Annotated in this window: 16 protein-coding genes; 4 read left to right on the top strand and 12 right to left on the bottom strand. The window is 64.7% G+C overall.

Annotated elements, in window-relative coordinates; all coding sequences use genetic code 11:
* Nucleotides 1–36: 36 nt before the first annotated feature.
* Nucleotides 37–939 (bottom strand): LysR substrate-binding domain-containing protein, encoded by a 903-nt coding sequence (locus V3C40_RS25500; RefSeq protein WP_331778845.1) that lies wholly within the window; start codon nt 937–939, stop codon nt 37–39.
* Nucleotides 936–1700: an RNA methyltransferase gene (locus V3C40_RS25495; protein ID WP_034758797.1), complete on the bottom strand. Its 765-nt coding sequence runs from the start codon at nt 1698–1700 to the stop codon at nt 936–938. Before V3C40_RS25495 ends, V3C40_RS25500 begins: the two co-directional genes overlap by 4 nt.
* 195 nt (nt 1701–1895) lie before the next feature.
* Here V3C40_RS25495 and V3C40_RS25490 point away from each other — a divergent pair, with 195 nt between their 5' ends.
* A complete protein-coding gene (locus tag V3C40_RS25490) occupies nt 1896–2678 on the top strand; it encodes an inositol monophosphatase family protein (RefSeq protein WP_034758799.1) in 783 nt (260 codons plus the stop codon).
* Between the two features lie 76 nt (nt 2679–2754).
* Here the strand turns inward: V3C40_RS25490 and V3C40_RS25485 are convergent, their stop codons facing one another.
* The 10 genes from V3C40_RS25485 to V3C40_RS25440 form a co-directional block, all read right to left on the bottom strand.
* A complete protein-coding gene (locus V3C40_RS25485) occupies nt 2755–3696 on the bottom strand; it encodes a type II secretion system F family protein (protein WP_331778844.1) in 942 nt (313 codons plus the stop codon).
* An 18-nt stretch (nt 3697–3714) separates the two neighbouring features.
* Nucleotides 3715–4683 (bottom strand): type II secretion system F family protein, encoded by a 969-nt coding sequence (locus tag V3C40_RS25480; protein WP_331778843.1) that lies wholly within the window; start codon nt 4681–4683, stop codon nt 3715–3717.
* Between the two features lie 5 nt (nt 4684–4688).
* The gene (locus V3C40_RS25475) at nt 4689–6035 is read right to left on the bottom strand and encodes a CpaF family protein (RefSeq protein WP_331778880.1); all 1347 of its coding nucleotides are present in this window, start codon (nt 6033–6035) and stop codon (nt 4689–4691) included.
* Between the two features lie 63 nt (nt 6036–6098).
* Entirely contained in the window at nt 6099–7259 is a 1161-nt protein-coding gene (locus V3C40_RS25470) for an AAA family ATPase (RefSeq protein WP_331778842.1), read from the bottom strand.
* A gap of 37 nt (nt 7260–7296) precedes the next feature.
* On the bottom strand, nt 7297–7569 hold the full coding sequence (locus tag V3C40_RS25465) for a pilus assembly protein (protein WP_230517685.1): 273 nt from the start codon (nt 7567–7569) through the stop codon (nt 7297–7299).
* A 9-nt stretch (nt 7570–7578) separates the two neighbouring features.
* A complete protein-coding gene (locus V3C40_RS25460; RefSeq protein WP_331778841.1) occupies nt 7579–9075 on the bottom strand; it encodes a type II and III secretion system protein family protein in 1497 nt (498 codons plus the stop codon).
* A gap of 27 nt (nt 9076–9102) precedes the next feature.
* A complete protein-coding gene (cpaB, locus tag V3C40_RS25455; RefSeq protein WP_331778840.1) occupies nt 9103–9930 on the bottom strand; it encodes a Flp pilus assembly protein CpaB in 828 nt (275 codons plus the stop codon).
* 42 nt (nt 9931–9972) lie between these two features.
* On the bottom strand, nt 9973–10533 hold the full coding sequence (locus V3C40_RS25450) for an A24 family peptidase (RefSeq protein WP_331778839.1): 561 nt from the start codon (nt 10531–10533) through the stop codon (nt 9973–9975).
* Nucleotides 10534–10649: 116 nt separating this feature from the next.
* Nucleotides 10650–10823, bottom strand: coding sequence for a Flp family type IVb pilin (locus V3C40_RS25445; RefSeq protein ID WP_070304077.1), 174 nt, complete (start codon nt 10821–10823; stop codon nt 10650–10652).
* Between the two features lie 204 nt (nt 10824–11027).
* Nucleotides 11028–11723 carry a response regulator transcription factor gene (locus V3C40_RS25440; protein WP_331778838.1) on the bottom strand — a complete coding sequence of 232 codons (696 nt, stop codon included), beginning with the start codon at nt 11721–11723 and terminating at the stop codon, nt 11028–11030.
* 558 nt (nt 11724–12281) lie between these two features.
* Here V3C40_RS25440 and V3C40_RS25435 point away from each other — a divergent pair.
* Genes V3C40_RS25435 through V3C40_RS25425 form a run of 3 tightly spaced genes read left to right on the top strand, consistent with a single transcriptional unit; the run spans nt 12282 to nt 14730 of the window.
* Nucleotides 12282–12770, top strand: coding sequence for a TadE/TadG family type IV pilus assembly protein (locus tag V3C40_RS25435; RefSeq protein ID WP_331778837.1), 489 nt, complete (start codon nt 12282–12284; stop codon nt 12768–12770).
* Nucleotides 12770–13372: a TadE/TadG family type IV pilus assembly protein gene (locus V3C40_RS25430; RefSeq protein WP_070304080.1), complete on the top strand. Its 603-nt coding sequence runs from the start codon at nt 12770–12772 to the stop codon at nt 13370–13372. Before V3C40_RS25435 ends, V3C40_RS25430 begins: the two co-directional genes overlap by 1 nt.
* Nucleotides 13372–14730, top strand: a complete 1359-nt coding sequence (locus V3C40_RS25425) for a vWA domain-containing protein (RefSeq protein ID WP_331778836.1) — start codon at nt 13372–13374, stop codon at nt 14728–14730. Before V3C40_RS25430 ends, V3C40_RS25425 begins: the two co-directional genes overlap by 1 nt.
* Nucleotides 14731–14732: the final 2 nt, after the last annotated feature.

The raw sequence follows: 14732 nt of genomic DNA, 5'->3' as shown, positions 1-14732 counted from the left end.
ATATCTTATTTATCTTGAAATGAGACCTTAAAAGTCTCAATGCGTGGAGGACAGCCGCAACTGCGCCAGCAGCCGCTCGCGCACGGGCGACGTGCGCTGCGGGTCACACGCCATGTACAGGTCGAGCTGGCGCAGCGCCTCGGGCGCGCTGCTTGCCAGCGGCAGCATGATCACGCCGGCAGGTGCGCAGGCCGCCAGGCTGGCCGGCAGCAGCGCCACGCCAAAGCCGGCCGCCACCAGTCCCAGCACCGTTTGCAGGCGGCGCGCCTGCTGCACCACGCGCGGCACGAAACCCGCATGCAGGCACAGGCTGGCCAGCTGGTCGTGGAAACCCTGGCCCAGCTCGCGCGGCGAAGCGACGAAATCGTCACCGGCCAGGTCCGCCAGATCCACCATCGCCTGTCCCGCGCAATGGTGGTCCAAGGGCAGCGCAATCACGATGTCTTCGTCCGACAGGCGCTCGAAGCGCAAGCCCGGCGTACTGCGGCCCGGTGCGCGCAGCAGCGCGATATCGATGTCGCCCCGCTCCAGCCACTCGACCTGCTGCTGCGTCGACGCTTCGCGCAAGGTGAATTGCACGGCGGGCGAGGCGGCGCGAAACGCGCGCAAAGCCTCGAGCACGTGGGCATACGGCGTGATGTGGATAAAGCTCAGGCGCAAATGCCCCTCGATGCCTTGCGCCACGCGGCGCGTGGCGGCCACGCCCTCTTCCAGGCTGGCCAGCACCTGGCGCGCCGTGGCCAGGAAAGTGCTGCCGGCCGGCGTCAAGGCGACCTTGCGGTTGGTGCGTTCGAAAACTGGGTAGCCAAGCGCCTCTTCCAGCCGCAATATCGCTTGGGACAAGGGCGGCTGCGCCATGTGCAGCCGTTCGGCCGCGCGCCGGAAATTGAGCTCCTCGGCGACGGCAATGAACTGGCGCAGCAGCCGGGTCTCTATCATGGGCCTTTTTTGGCTACCGCCAGGATATGGCGCGCGATGCCGCGCAGGATATTGACTTCTTCCGTTTCCAGTCCCGTGCGCGAAAACAGGCGTTTCAAACGGGGCATGAGCTTTTTCGGGTTGTCGGCGTCGAGGAAATCGATGGCGACCAGCGCCTGCTCCAGATGCGCATACATGCCGTCGACCTGCGCCAGGCTGGCCGCGTCGCCATGGAAACCGACGGGGCTGGCCATTTGCCCATCGCCGAGCGCCGCCACGCGGCATTCATAGGCGACGACCTGGGCCGCCTGCGACAGGTTCAGCGACGAATACTCGGGATTGGCGGGGATGTTGATCAGCACATTGCACTGCTCGACGATCTCGTTGGGCAAGCCGAAGCGCTCGTTGCCGAAGATGACGGCCGCGTGCAAGTCTGCGCCGGCCGCCAGCTGGGCCGCGATGGCGCGCGGGGCAGTGACGGGCGGCGAAAATTCGCGCAACCTGGCCGACACGGCGGCCGCGTAATTGCAGCCTTCGAGCGCCTCGGCGATCGAGCCGACGATGCGCGCGCCCGACAAAATATCCTGCGCGCCGCTGGCGAAGGCCACCGCTTCCGCATCCGTCAAGGCATCGGGAAAGCGGGGATTGACCAGCACCAGATCGGAAAAACCCATCGTTTTCATGGCGCGCGCGACGCCGCCAATGTTGCCAGGACGACTAGTTTCGACAAGAATAAATCGCAGGCGTTTGAAAAGAGACGTGTTGATTTCGGGCAGATTCATTTAAAATAGCGCTATTGCGCGGTATCGATACAGGAAATTTCGGGAAACGGAGTCACAAAACGCTGACGCCAGGCCGGGATTTTAACCACTTCGGCACCGCTCCGCTCTTTAATTCATTCTTGCACTCTATCGTACCGGCGCCGCAAGGCGGCCATGGGCGGTCGCGTGCTTTTAACGGAAGCTCACATGCACCCAATGCTCAATACGGCGATCAAAGCCGCCCGCCGCGGCGCCGCCGTCATCAACCGCGCCTCTTTTGACCTCGACCGCGTCGTCGTCACGGAAAAACAACATAACGATTTCGTCACCGACGTCGACCAGGCGGCCGAACAAGCCATCATCGAGGTGCTGTCCAAAGCCTACCCGGACCACGCGTTCCTGGCTGAGGAATCGGGAGCTTCCGCCAACTCGCACGACGAGAATGAATATCAGTGGATCATCGATCCGCTGGACGGCACCACCAACTTCATCCACGGTTTCCCGCAATACTGCATCTCGATCGCCCTCGCGCATCGCGGCGTCGTCACGCAAGCCGTCATCTACGACCCGGTCCGCAACGACCTGTTCACGGCCACCAAGGGCGCCGGCGCCTACCTGAACGAAAAACGCATCCGCGTCACCAAGCTCGACCGCATCTCGAACGCCCTGCTGGGCACCGGCTACGTGGCCGGCAGCGCCCGCGCGCTGGACGAATACCTGAAGATGTACGCGATCATGGGCGAACGCAGCCAGGGCGTACGCCGCGCCGGCTCGGCCGCGTTGGACCTCGCTTACGTCGCTTGCGGCCGCCTGGACGGCTTCTACGAAAAAGGCTTGAAGCCTTGGGATATCGCAGCAGGCGCCCTGATGATCACGGAATCGGGCGGCATCGTCGGTGAATTTTCCGGCGAATCGGACTACCTGTACAAGGGCGACGTCATCGCCGCCAGCCCGAAGATCTTTGGCCAGATGATCACCTTGCTGACGCCATTCGCCTGATTGCCAGGCAAGGGCTGATGTAAAGAAGCTGCCGGAGGAAACTCCGGCAGCTTTTTTTTGCCCGCTCGGCTACCCCTCAGCTGCCCCGCATGGCCGGCAGCAGCACGCGGTAAATCTGCAGGAACGCCGGGCCCATCAGCACGACCATCAGCGATGGAAAAATGAAAAAGATCAGCGGAAACAGCAGCTTGAGGGCGATCCTGGCCGCCGTTTCTTCGGCGCGCTGGCGCCGCTTGGTGCGCAGCTGGTCGGACTGCACGCGCAGCGACGCGGCGATGCTCGTGCCGAAGCGTTCGGCCTGGATCAGCAAGGTCACCAGTGCGTCCACGTCTTCCACGCCCGTGCGCAGGGCCAGATTGCGCAAGGCCTTGTCCTTGGCGCTGCCGGCGCGCAGTTCCAGCGTCACCAGTTGCAGCTCTTCGGCCAGCACCGCGCTTTTCAAGCCGATTTCTTGCGCCACGCGCGCCAGCGCCGCATCCATCGCCAGGCCCGCTTCGACGCACACCGTCATCAGGTCGAGCGCATCGGGAAAGGTCTCGAACACTTCGCGCTGGCGCTGTTTCAAACAGTGGGACAGCCAGACATTGGGCAGGTAATAGCCGAGGGCGGCCGCCGCAACCAGCCATAACAGCATATTCTGTCCGCCCTGGCGCAGCAGGAAATACACGAGCAGCGGCAAGCCCACGAACAGGCCCGTCTTGGCCGCATAAAACAGGGCCGGCGCGGCCTGGCTGCGCCAGCCGGCATGGACGAAGCGGCTGCGAATGGGCGAACTTTCCCAGCCTTCGTCGGGCAGCGACAGCCTGGCCAGCGGGCGCGTGAGGCTGACGGCGTGCGCCACCCAGCGCCGCCTCGCATGGCGCTCCCGGTCGTCGGCGGCGCCCGCATCACCGAGCGATTGCAGCCGCTGCTGTACGGCACTGCCGGCGAACAGGCGCAGCACCAGCACGGCCAGCGCGAAAACAATCAGGAACAGCAAGCCCTGCAAAGCCAGCTGCGACGCATTCATGCCGCTCATCGTGTTTGCTCTTTCATGTCACACCCGGATATGGATAGTTTTTCGGATACAGAGCACGCCAACCAGCAGCAAGCCCAGCGCCACGCCGACCATCTTGCGCCCGCCCGCATCCGTGTACAGCACGGCAATGAATTGCGGATTCATCACGTGCATCATCAGCGCCGCGCCAAACGGCAGCAAGCCCAGTACCCAGGCCGACATGCGCCCTTCGGCCGACAGCACGCGCACCTGGCCCAGCAATTTCAATCGGTCGCGGATGATGGCGCTGATGCTGCCCAGCAATTCAGTCAGGTTGCCGCCCGTTTCCCGCTGGATCAGCACAGCGATGACGACATAGCGCAAGTCCGTGCTGGGCACGCGCGCGGCCAGGTTGCCCAGCGCATCGGCCATCGCCACGCCAAAACTGACTTCGTCGAACACGGCGCGAAACTCGTCGGCCAGCGGCCCCGTCATCTCCTCGCCCACCATTTTCAGCGCGGTGGGAAACGCATGGCCGGCGCGCATGGCGCGGCCCATCAGGTCCAGCGCGTCCGGCAATTGCTGCTCGATGCGCACCAGCCGCCGGCTTCTGGCGCGGCGCGCCAGCAGATACGGCAGCGCGGCGGCGCCCGCGCCCACACCCAGGCGCACATACCATGGCAGGGGCAGCGCGCTGGCCGCCAGCAGGCCGGCGGTCGCGCCAAGCGCGCAATAGCCGAGGAAGCCGGCCACGAGCCAGCGCATGCCCGCCTGCAGCAGCAACTGCTCGATGCGCCACACGCCGGGCAAGCCTTCCAGCACGCCCTGCAGAAACGGATAGCTGCTCAGCGGGCGCTGCTTGGTGATCGACAGCGCCTGTTCGCCATCGCTGGCCGTGTACATGGACTGCAAGCGCCGCGCCACCCGCGCAGCGCCCGCCCCCCGCGCCGCTTGCCACGCCAGCCAGGCGCCCGCCACCAGCAGCACGACGGCAAGGAAGAGGAACAGATAGACAAGATAGGAAAGCATGGCGTTCAGCGTCCCGCCGCGGTGGGTTCGAACAGGGCGGCCGAGACGCCGATGCCAAAGCTGTTCAGGCGCTCGAGGAAGCGCGGGCGGATGCCGCTGGCCGAGAACTGCCCGACCACGGCGCCGCCCTCGGCCACGCCCGTCTGCTTGAAGCTGAAGATTTCCTGCATCGTGATGACCTCCCCTTCCATGCCCGTGATTTCCTGGATCGACGTGACCTTGCGCTTGCCGTCGATCAGGCGCGACACTTGCACCACCACCGACACGGCCGAGCTGATCTGCTGCCGGATGGCCTTGCTGGGCAAATTCGCCGCCGCCATGCTGATCATGTTTTCCAGCCGCGTCAGCGCGTCGCGCGGCGTATTCGCATGGATGGTGGCCATCGAGCCTTCGTGGCCCGTGTTCATGGCGCCCAGCATGTCGAGCGCCTCGGCGCCGCGCACTTCGCCCAGGATGATGCGGTCGGGGCGCATGCGCAGCGCATTGCGTACCAGCGCGCGCTGGCTCACTTCGCCCTTGCCTTCGATATTCGCGGGCCGCGTTTCCAGGCGCACCACGTGCGGCTGCTGCAATTGCAGTTCGGCCGCGTCTTCCACCGTGACGATGCGTTCGGTATGGCCGATGAAGCCGGAAATCACGTTGAGCATGGTGGTCTTGCCGCTGCCCGTGCCGCCGGAAATGAGGATGTTCATCTTCGCCTTGCCCAGGCCCTGCAGCACTTCGGCCATCTCGGCCGTCATGCTGCGGTAGGCGACCAGGTCGGCCAGGCGCAGCGGATCGACGGAAAAACGCCGGATCGACATCACGGGACCGTCGATGGCCAGCGGCGGGATGATGGCGTTCACGCGCGAACCGTCGGGCAGGCGCGCATCGACCATGGGACTCGACTCGTCGATGCGCCGGCCCACGCGCGAGACGATCTTGTCGATGATTTTCATCAGATGGGCGTCATCGTCGAAGCAGATGTCGGTCAGCTCCAGGCGGCCGCCGCGCTCCACATAGACCTGCTTGTGGCCGTTGACGAGGATGTCCGACACGCTGGCGTCCGACAACAGGGTTTCGAGCGGCCCGAAGCCCAGCATCTCGTGCTGGATGTCGCGCGTGAGGCTCTTGCGCTCGGCGTCGTTGATGACGACCGCCTCTTCGTCCAGCAAGCGCTCGACGAGGCCGCGCAATTCTTCGCGGATGCGCTCCTGCGACAGGCGCTGCATGCTTTCCAGGTCCACCCGTTCGAGCAGCAGTCCATGGATGCGCAGCTTGAGGGCGCGGTAGCCGTGGTTGTCGATGGCCGCCGCGCGTTGCGGCGCGAGTGCGGCGATCTTGGCGCTGCCGAGCCTTTCGCGGATGGACAAGGCGGCGGTGGGGGAACTAGCCATGCAATGCTCCTGTTCTGGGGTGTGGGTCAAGCATGTGCATCAAGCGCGCCGCAGGACGCGGCCCAGCCAGCCCTGGCGCGCCGTGCTGGCCGCGCCGCCGGCCAGGCTGGCGGCGAACTCCTGCAGCGAGCGGGTGATCGGGCTGGCTTTGTCGAGCTGCAAAATCGGCATGCCCTGGTTGACGGAGGCGGCCGCCGAGGCGTAGTGATTGGGCACCGTGCGGTAGACAGCCGTGCCATACGCCGCTTCCAGGTCGCGCAGGCGGATTTCGCCGCCCTTGTCGTGGCGGTTGACGATGATGTGCACCTTCTCCTTCGCGTATTCGAGCGAGCGGAACATGCCCAGCAGGCGCTTGCCGTCGCGGATGTACGGCAAGGTCGCCTGCAGGACGGGAAAGATCATGTCGGCGTGGTCGAGCGCGCGCACGCTGACGGCGTCGAGGTTGCGGCCCACGTCGAGCACGATGAAATCGTACTGGCGCCTGGCTTGCCGGATGATGGCGTCGATGTGTTCGGGCGCCACTTCGCTGGCGTGGGCCGGATCCTCGGGCGCGGCCAGCACGCTGTAGTTGGGCAGGATGTGCAGCATGCTCGATCCCAGGAACGAGGAGTCGAGCCGGTGGATGTCGCGCGTGACGTCGGACAGCGTGGCCAGCGGCTTGTTCTCGGAAATGAAGAGCGAAGCGTCGCCAAAATGCAGGTTCATGTCGATCAGGGCAACGCGCTGCTGGCCGCCGGCGGCCAGCGCATAACCGAGGTTGCTGGCAATGAAGGTGGCGCCGCTGCCGCCCTTGCAGGAAATGAAGGCCAGCACCTTGCCGTTGCCATGCTCGCGCCGCTCCAGCTTTTCCTCGATGCGTTCGAGCGCCGCATGCAGGCTGGCCGGCACGGCGGGAAACGGCAGCACGTCGCGCACGCCCGCGCGCATGGCCTGCAGCAGGAATTCGGGCGGCTGCTGGTGGCACAGCACGATGAAGGCCATGCGCGGATGCAGGTTGCTGAGGCGCTCGATGGCGGCCAGGTCGGCGCCGTCGTTCGACGGGCGGTCGAAGATCAGCACGTCGGGCAGCGATTGCGCCGCCTGCAGCGGTTCGAGCGATTCGCCGCCCGCGCTGATCTCGTCGAGCCGGTTGCGGCTGCGCAGCAGCCGGCCCAGTTCGGACAGTATTTTTTCATCCCTGGAATTGATGGCGATTTTCACGATATGCCTTGCTGATTCTGTGGTGACGGTGCCAGGCTCACGGGCGCGCCCCGACGCCGATGGTCAGGGCGGCCCCTTGCGGCGCGGGCGCGGCAAAGCTTTTCTGGTACGCCGCGTGGGCGGCCTGCGCGGCCTTGCCATCGATGCCGGCCACGGGGTCGCGGTTCGCGCCCGCCTGCGGCGCCAGCACCTGGCGCGCGCGCAGCTGCTCGACGCTGTGGCCGAACTGGCGGTCCAGGTTCGGCGTGGCGGCGCAGCCGCTGGCGGCCAGGGCGGCCAGCAGCACGGGGAGGGAAAGTGAATGCTGCATGGTGTGCTCCTATTGAATGTCCGGGCTGGCCGGCGCTGTCTGTGTGGCCGCTTCCTGCCGTGGCCGTGGTGGGGCGGCGCCTTCCATTTTTCCTTGCAAGAAGAACTCGCCGCGGCTCGGTGCCACATAGGCGTCGGTCGGCAACACGACAGCGGCGCCATCGGCGGTATCGAGCGGCTTGACCAGATGCGGCGTGATGATGAATACCAGTTCGGTGCGGTCGGTCTGGAAATCGCTGCTGCGGAACAGCGCGCCCAGCACGGGAATCTCACCCAGGAAGGGCAAGGCCTTGATATTGGTCGTCACATTGTTCTTGATCAAGCCGCCAACGGCAAAACTCTGGCCATCGAACAGCTGCACCGTCGTCGTGGTGCGCCGCGTGGTAAAGGCCGGCAGCACCGCATTGGCGGCGGCGCCCCCGCCCGTGGTGATACCGATGCCTTCGCGGTTCAGTTCCGACACTTCCGGCGCCACCTTCAGGTTGATGCGCCCCCCTTCCAGCACGGTGGGCGTGAACTTGACGGCGATGCCGAATTCCTTTTCCTCGAGCGTGATCTTGTTGGTCGTGCTGTCTTGCGCTACCGGAATGAAAATCTTGCCGCCCGCCAGGAAACTGGCTTCCTGGCCGCTGATGGCCATGATGTTCGGTTCGGCCAGCACCTTGACGAGGCCGTCGCGCTTTTGCGCATCGAGCGTCAGGCCGTTGCCATTCTTGCCGTTGATGGCGCCCAGCTGGCTGGGGTTGCCGCTGAGCAGGTTCGACAGCAGGCCGTAGCTCCAGTTGCCGCGCGTGCCGCTGATGCCCACGCTGGCGCCCAGCTGGTCGACGAGGGTCTTCGACACTTCGGCGATCTTCACTTCCAGCATCACCTGTTGCGGCGCCGTGACCGACAGCATATTGATGACCTTGACGGCGGCGCCCGCACTGACGGTGGCGTCGGCCGGTGCGGCCGGCTCGCCGGCGCCGCGCTGCGCATAGGCTTGCGCCATCTCGAGGATCTGGCTGGCCTTGACGCCGTCGCTCACCTGTCCCGACAGCACGATGCTGCCGCCGGCCGCGCCAACTTTCACGGCGCGCTCGCCAGGGAAGACATAGGCCAGCTGCGCCTGCAAGCCTTCGACGTCGATCTCGACTTCAATATCGACGATCACGGGGCGCTGCTGCCGGTCCCACAGGATCAGGTTGGTGCTGCCCGGGGCCAGGCCCCAGACGAACAGCTGGCTGGACGAGCCCAGCATCCTGGCGCCGGCCACGCGCGCATCGTTGACGGCGATCTGCGACACCGGCAAGCTCAGCTTGCGCAAGGTGGACTTGCCCACGGCGATGCGCACGGGCTCGCCCAGGCGGGCGATATCGGCGCCCAGCGACATGGCCGGCGCCGCCACCGGCGACATGACGGCCTGCCGGGCCGGCGCCGCCGCGATGGCGCCGCCCGGCCAGGCCAGTCCTGCCGCCAGGGCCAGGCGCATGCCCGCACTCACGGAGTGCTTACGAAATGTGTTCATCGGTCATCCTTGCTTGCCTGCTGATTGTTAAAATTGCTGGACGCTCGTATCCATGCCCTTGACGACGGTGACGCTGTCGCGCGTTGCGGCGCGTGCCGGGGCCGCCTGGCGCCGCGCCGCTCGCACCGGCGCGGGCGCCGGCACCTTCAGTTCCAGCAACGACTCCTTGGTGGCGCCGCCCGTGTTGACGGGGGCCGGATCGACCTGGTTGCGCAGCACCAGCGACAGGCTGCCCACGCTGCGCGCCAGGTCCAGCTTTTCCACCTGCTCCGGCGTCAGTTCCAGGGTCACGGCGTTGACCACCTTGGGCTTGTTGTCGTCGCGGCCCGACTCCTGCGCCACGGCCAGCACCAGGATGCGTTCAAGCACGATCTTGGAAATGGCCAGTGGCGCGCCGCCCGCCGGCCTGGCGCGGTCATCCTGCGTATGGACGAGAATGTCGACGAAATTGCCCGGCAGGGCGAAGCCGGCCACGCCCACCACGTCATTGACGCGCACGGTCATGGCGCGCTTGCCGGCCGCCACGATGGCTGACAGACCGCCCGTGGCGCCGGGCGGCGCGAGTTTGCTTTCCAGCACGGGCTCGCCCCTGCTGACGGCGGTACGCGTGATGCGCCCGTCGAGCGCGCCGGCCTCGCCGAACGCCCCGGGCGGCATGGCGCCGGCGGGCCAGTCCATGCCGCGCAGCATGGCCGGCGTCACCTTCGCGCCCACGCCGATATCGACCAGCGCGACCATCACCGTCTGGCTGGCCGGCGCGCCCTGCCCCGACATCCAGCGCGCGGCCGCCAGCACGGCGGCCCCCGCCATCAGCAGCGCCAGCAGCAGCACGATCGCAACGCGGCTATTTCTCATTGTTTTTCCTCTTGATCAAGCGTGGGGTTCCGGACGGGCGCGTCATGCATGGCCGCCGGCCGCCAAGGCCAGCCAGATGGCGGTGCCGGCGGCAATGGCGATCGCGTACGGCAAGCTGCCGCCCGGCGTGGCGGGCGCATCAAGCTGCGGCGCCTCGCCCGCCGCGGCGCGCAGCCAGCCTTGCAGCAGCAATTGGCGGGCATTGGCCAGCGCCTGGCGCAGCGTGCCCTGATACACGGCGACGCCCAGCGCCAGCACGCCGCCGGCAAGCAGGCTGCACAACACGGCAAACACGGCGGCGCGCGGGCCGAGAAAAGCCCCCACCATCGCCATCAGCTTGACGTCGCCCGCGCCCAGCGCCTTCATCGCATGCATGGGCAACAGCAAGCCCAGGCCGACGGCCATCCCGCCCAGCGCCAGCCACGGTCCGGCCGGCGTCATGCCGGGCAAGGCCAGGCTGTTGAGCAACACGCCCAGCACGGCGCCGGAAAACACGAGCCGGTTGGGAATGCGCCGGCGGCGCACGTCATGCCAGACAGCCGCGGCAAGCAGCCCCCACAAGACTATGGCGGGGCTGAACGTCCAGAAAGAATGAGGGTCCATCGTGTACCTGATGCAAGCCGAGCGCAGCACAGCATGCGCATCGTTGGGCGGGAAGTCGGCAGGCCGGGCCGGATCGGCAGCCGGCCTGTCGGGGTGCAGCGCGGTGGGCCGGCGTTTTAGATCGCCGCGCCCGTCAGCTTGGTGCCGATCGCCTTGAAGGCGCCATCGAGGCCGGTGGTGAAATAGCCGACGGCCGTTACCAGCGCCGCAGCCACCAGCGCCGCGATCAGCGCATATTCGATCGCAGTCACGCCGTCTTCTTCGGCGATAAAGTTTTTAATGCAATTCATATTATTCCCTTTCAGGTCAAGTTTCAAACATGATAAAAACTGAAAATACAGTCTGAAAATAAAAACATCATCCTTGTTTTTATTTGCCAATTTCTGATGCGTGTATTTTATATAAACAAACATCAAATCGAATCAGAGAAAAGTCATTTTATGTGCAGTACAAAACATCTTAATTTTTTATTCACACCCAGTACATATGTACCGTCATTCCGCATGGATGGGCTCGGCCAGCCGGTTGCGGGTGGCGTACACATATAATTCCAAGCGGTTGGTGACATCGAGCTTGCTGTAGATCGATGTCAGATGATTACGCAAGGTTTGCTCCGAGATAAAAGCGCGCTGGGCTATCGCGCGGTTCAGCGCACCATTTCCTTCCACCATCATGGCAACGATCTTGCGCTCCTTCAGCGTCAGCCTGGCGATCCGCTGCTCTTCCGGATCGGGCGCCGTTTCCGGCTTGTTCAGCACGCCCAGCATGCTGTCGAGCAGCGCCGGATCCAGGCACAACTCGCCCTGATGCAGACGGACGATGGCGTCGACCATCTGCTTGACGGGCGTTTCCTTGCCCAGCACCGCCCGCGCGCCGCTGCGCACGGCGCGCCCGCATGCGGCCTGGTCCTGCGTGCCGCTGAACAGCAAGGCCCGCGACACGCCATTGCCGAGCAGCTGCGGCAGATAGTCGATGGCGCAGGCGCTGGCGCCGCTGCAGCCCAAGTCGGCGTCCAGCACGATGACGTCGGGACACAGGGTCCGCGCCAGCAGCAGCGCGCTGTCGATCTCGGTGGAGCTGGCCACCACCTGCATTGCCGGCTGGGCACCGGCGAGCAGCTGCTCCAGGCCCCACAGCCAGGTCTTGTGGTCCGACACCAGCATGACGCGGATGACATTTTTTGTTGACATGCTTTACCTCTTTACTTGAAGCCCACTCCCCTCGGGGAATGTTGTTGATCCGAATCGGCTTGCCTGCCTCGCGCGCGCGCCTTCCGCGGCTGCGCGCAGGGGAAAGAAGTCATGGGGGCACGAAGGAAGAGGCATCGGGCCGGCACGCGCAAACGCGGTGCGTGGCCCAGGCCAGCGGGCGCCGCATGGCGGGCGTGTGCCGGTGGATGGGCAGCGTGGCCGGGGCGGACGAGGCGCGGGCGCGCCAGCGCTGCTGCCACCGCTGCTGTTGCTTACATTGCAGCATTTTTGTTGCATCACCTTGCAAAACAAGTCCTTGCCTGCACGCAGGACAATCCTGACACCAGGCCTGTTTTCATACCCGCGCATATTACTCCCGGCCTTGTAAGGACGGGGCCGGGACAATTGAAATATGGCGATTAATTTCGATTATCTTGACCTGTAATAATTTAAATGGCGGCCACGCCCTTGAAAATCGATATAGAATAATCGCCAGTCAAATGGCGCATTGCCATCCGCCCGACATTCGTCATCGCGAAACTTTACCGGATTATTCCCATGCGTTTAAAAAAGGCCGATTCCCGCATATTGCGCAAGCACGGCGGACAAGGCGGCGCCACCTTGCTTGAATTTGCCCTGATAACGCCGGTCTTTCTCATGCTGATAATCGGCATCATCGAATTGAGCATGGCTTATTTTGCCAATATGACCATGCAGCACGCGGTACGCGAAGGCGCGCGTTATGCCGTCACGGGGGCCAAGGACTTTGACCCCGACAGCGCCAACCAGCAGCGCTACCAGGCCGTGATACAGAAGATCAGGGACAGTTCCATGGGCATGTATGACAAGGTCAGCCCCGTGATCGCCGTCAACGGCAGCGATGCCGTCGGCGCCGCCATGTTCGGCCAGGCCGGCGATATCGTCGTCATTTCCGTCGATTGCCGCTGGGCGTTTGCCACGCCGATGATCCGTGCCCTGTTCCGCGATGGGCAGGCGCATTTCGTCGTGGCCGCCACCATGCGCAATGAAAGCTTTGGCGGCCTGTGATGCGCGGCTACTTTCCTGCGCGCGCCCCGCGCGGCATCGCCGCCGTGGAATTTGCCATCGTGCTGCCGCTGCTGGCGCTGCTGCTGTTCATGGTGGTCGATCTGTCACGCGCCATCCAGGCCAAGACCATCTTGCTCAACATCAGCCGCGAAGGCGCCAACCTGGCTTCGCGCTCCACCTCCGACCTGAGCGGATCTAGCCAGGCCATCATGAACGCGCTGGCGGCCAGCACGCCGCCGCTGGACATGAACCAGCGCGGCATGATCTACATCACCAAGATCATGGGCTACACGGCCAAGAGCGGCATGCGCAACATCGTGCTGGAACAGTACCGCTGGGATGCGGGCGCGAAGGCCAGCGGCTACCTGCCCACCAGCCAGGTGTGGCAATGCGGCAGCTGGAGCAATGGCGCGTGCACGGGCATCGCCAAGGACGAGTCCGCCCCCACGGTGGCCTTGATGCGGGACCAACTGGCCGACGGCGAACTGATCTACGCAGTGGAAACTTTCTACAATTTCGACATGCTGTTCGGCACCTTGAAATTTGGCAACAGCACGACGCCCGTTCTGGGCCCCAACCTCACTTCGATGACGGTATTCTGATGCGCATTCCACACAAGCGGCAAGGTGGGCAAGTGCTGATCATGGTGGCGCTGTCGGCCGTCGTTTTGATCGCCTCGGTGGGCCTGGCCGTCGATTCGGCCCTCGGCTACTTCGTCAAGGCCAAGCTCAACGCGGCCGTCGACTCGGCCAGCCTGGCGGCGGCGCGCGGCGTCACGGCGGGCAGCTCGGAAGAGGAACAGCGGACCAATGCGCGCCAGTCGGCCAAGGAATTTTTCGACATCAATTATCCGGACCAGTTCCTGCTGTCGACGCCGACCCTGCATCCGGTCGGCGTCACGTTCGACAAGGGCACCGTCACCATCGACGTCTCGGCCACCGCCTCGCTGCCCGTCTCGCTGATGGGCGTACTCGGCTTCAAGACCCTGAACGTGGCCGCCAGCGCACAAACCATCCGCAAGGACCTGGACATGGTGCTGGTGATGGATACCTCGGGCTCGCTGGCTAGCAATGCCGACGCCGTGCGGGCGGCGGGCAAGTCCTTCCTGAACAAATTCAACTCCACGGTCGACCGGGTCGGCTTGCTGCACTTCGCCTCGGAAGCGCAGATCGATGTCCCGATCAAGCAGGTCGAGCGCGGTTTCGACCGCGCCAGCATGACCATGAAAGGTGGAAAGATCGATCAATTCGCCTTTGTCGGCGGCACCAATTCTTCCGCAGGCATGTTTCAGGCACGCAAGCAGCTGAACGACATCGGACAGGTCAACCGCTCCAGCCTGCGCGTCATCGTGTTTTTTTCCGATGGCTCGCCTGCGGCATTTTCCTCGTACTTTCCCAATACGGGCGGCAAATGCAAGACGGCGGGCGCGCTGGCCACCTTTACGGCTTTGCAAAACCCCGCGCTGGTCGGTCTGTACAAGATGGCAGTGAGCGACACGCGCCAGTACGGCGACTGCGATGCCATGCAGATCACGGCGCTTCCCCCGTGGTACAACGCGAATAATGCGTACGCCAAAGCCAACGACGCGGCGCTGCGCGAGTTTCCCATCGTCACCAACACACCGCGCGTCGTGACCTCGTCCCTATCATCGGCGCAGGTGCAATGGACGAATGTGCACCGCGCCTCGCGCAACCTGGTCGAGGCGATGGCGGCCAAAGCGCGTCAGGAAGGCATTTATGTCTTTACCCTGGGCATGGGCGCCTCGCTGAAAAGCAAGGAAGGACCGGACAACGAACTGGGCGAAGACTTGCTGCGCTGCCTGGCCAATACCACCGATGCGAAAGCGGCTTGCCGCAAGCCGGCCGAACCCGTGGGCCTGTACTGCTATGCGGCCACGGACAGCGACCTGAGCCCGTGTTTCACGCGGCTTGCCTCGGCCATCCTGCGCATTTCCAGATAAGG

Source organism: Janthinobacterium sp. LS2A (assembly GCF_036543145.1).
Lineage (GTDB): Bacteria > Pseudomonadota > Gammaproteobacteria > Burkholderiales > Burkholderiaceae_D > Janthinobacterium > Janthinobacterium aestuarii.
The sequence above is the reverse complement of the archived record's forward strand: the minus strand, read 5'-3'. Positions and strand labels throughout refer to the sequence as shown.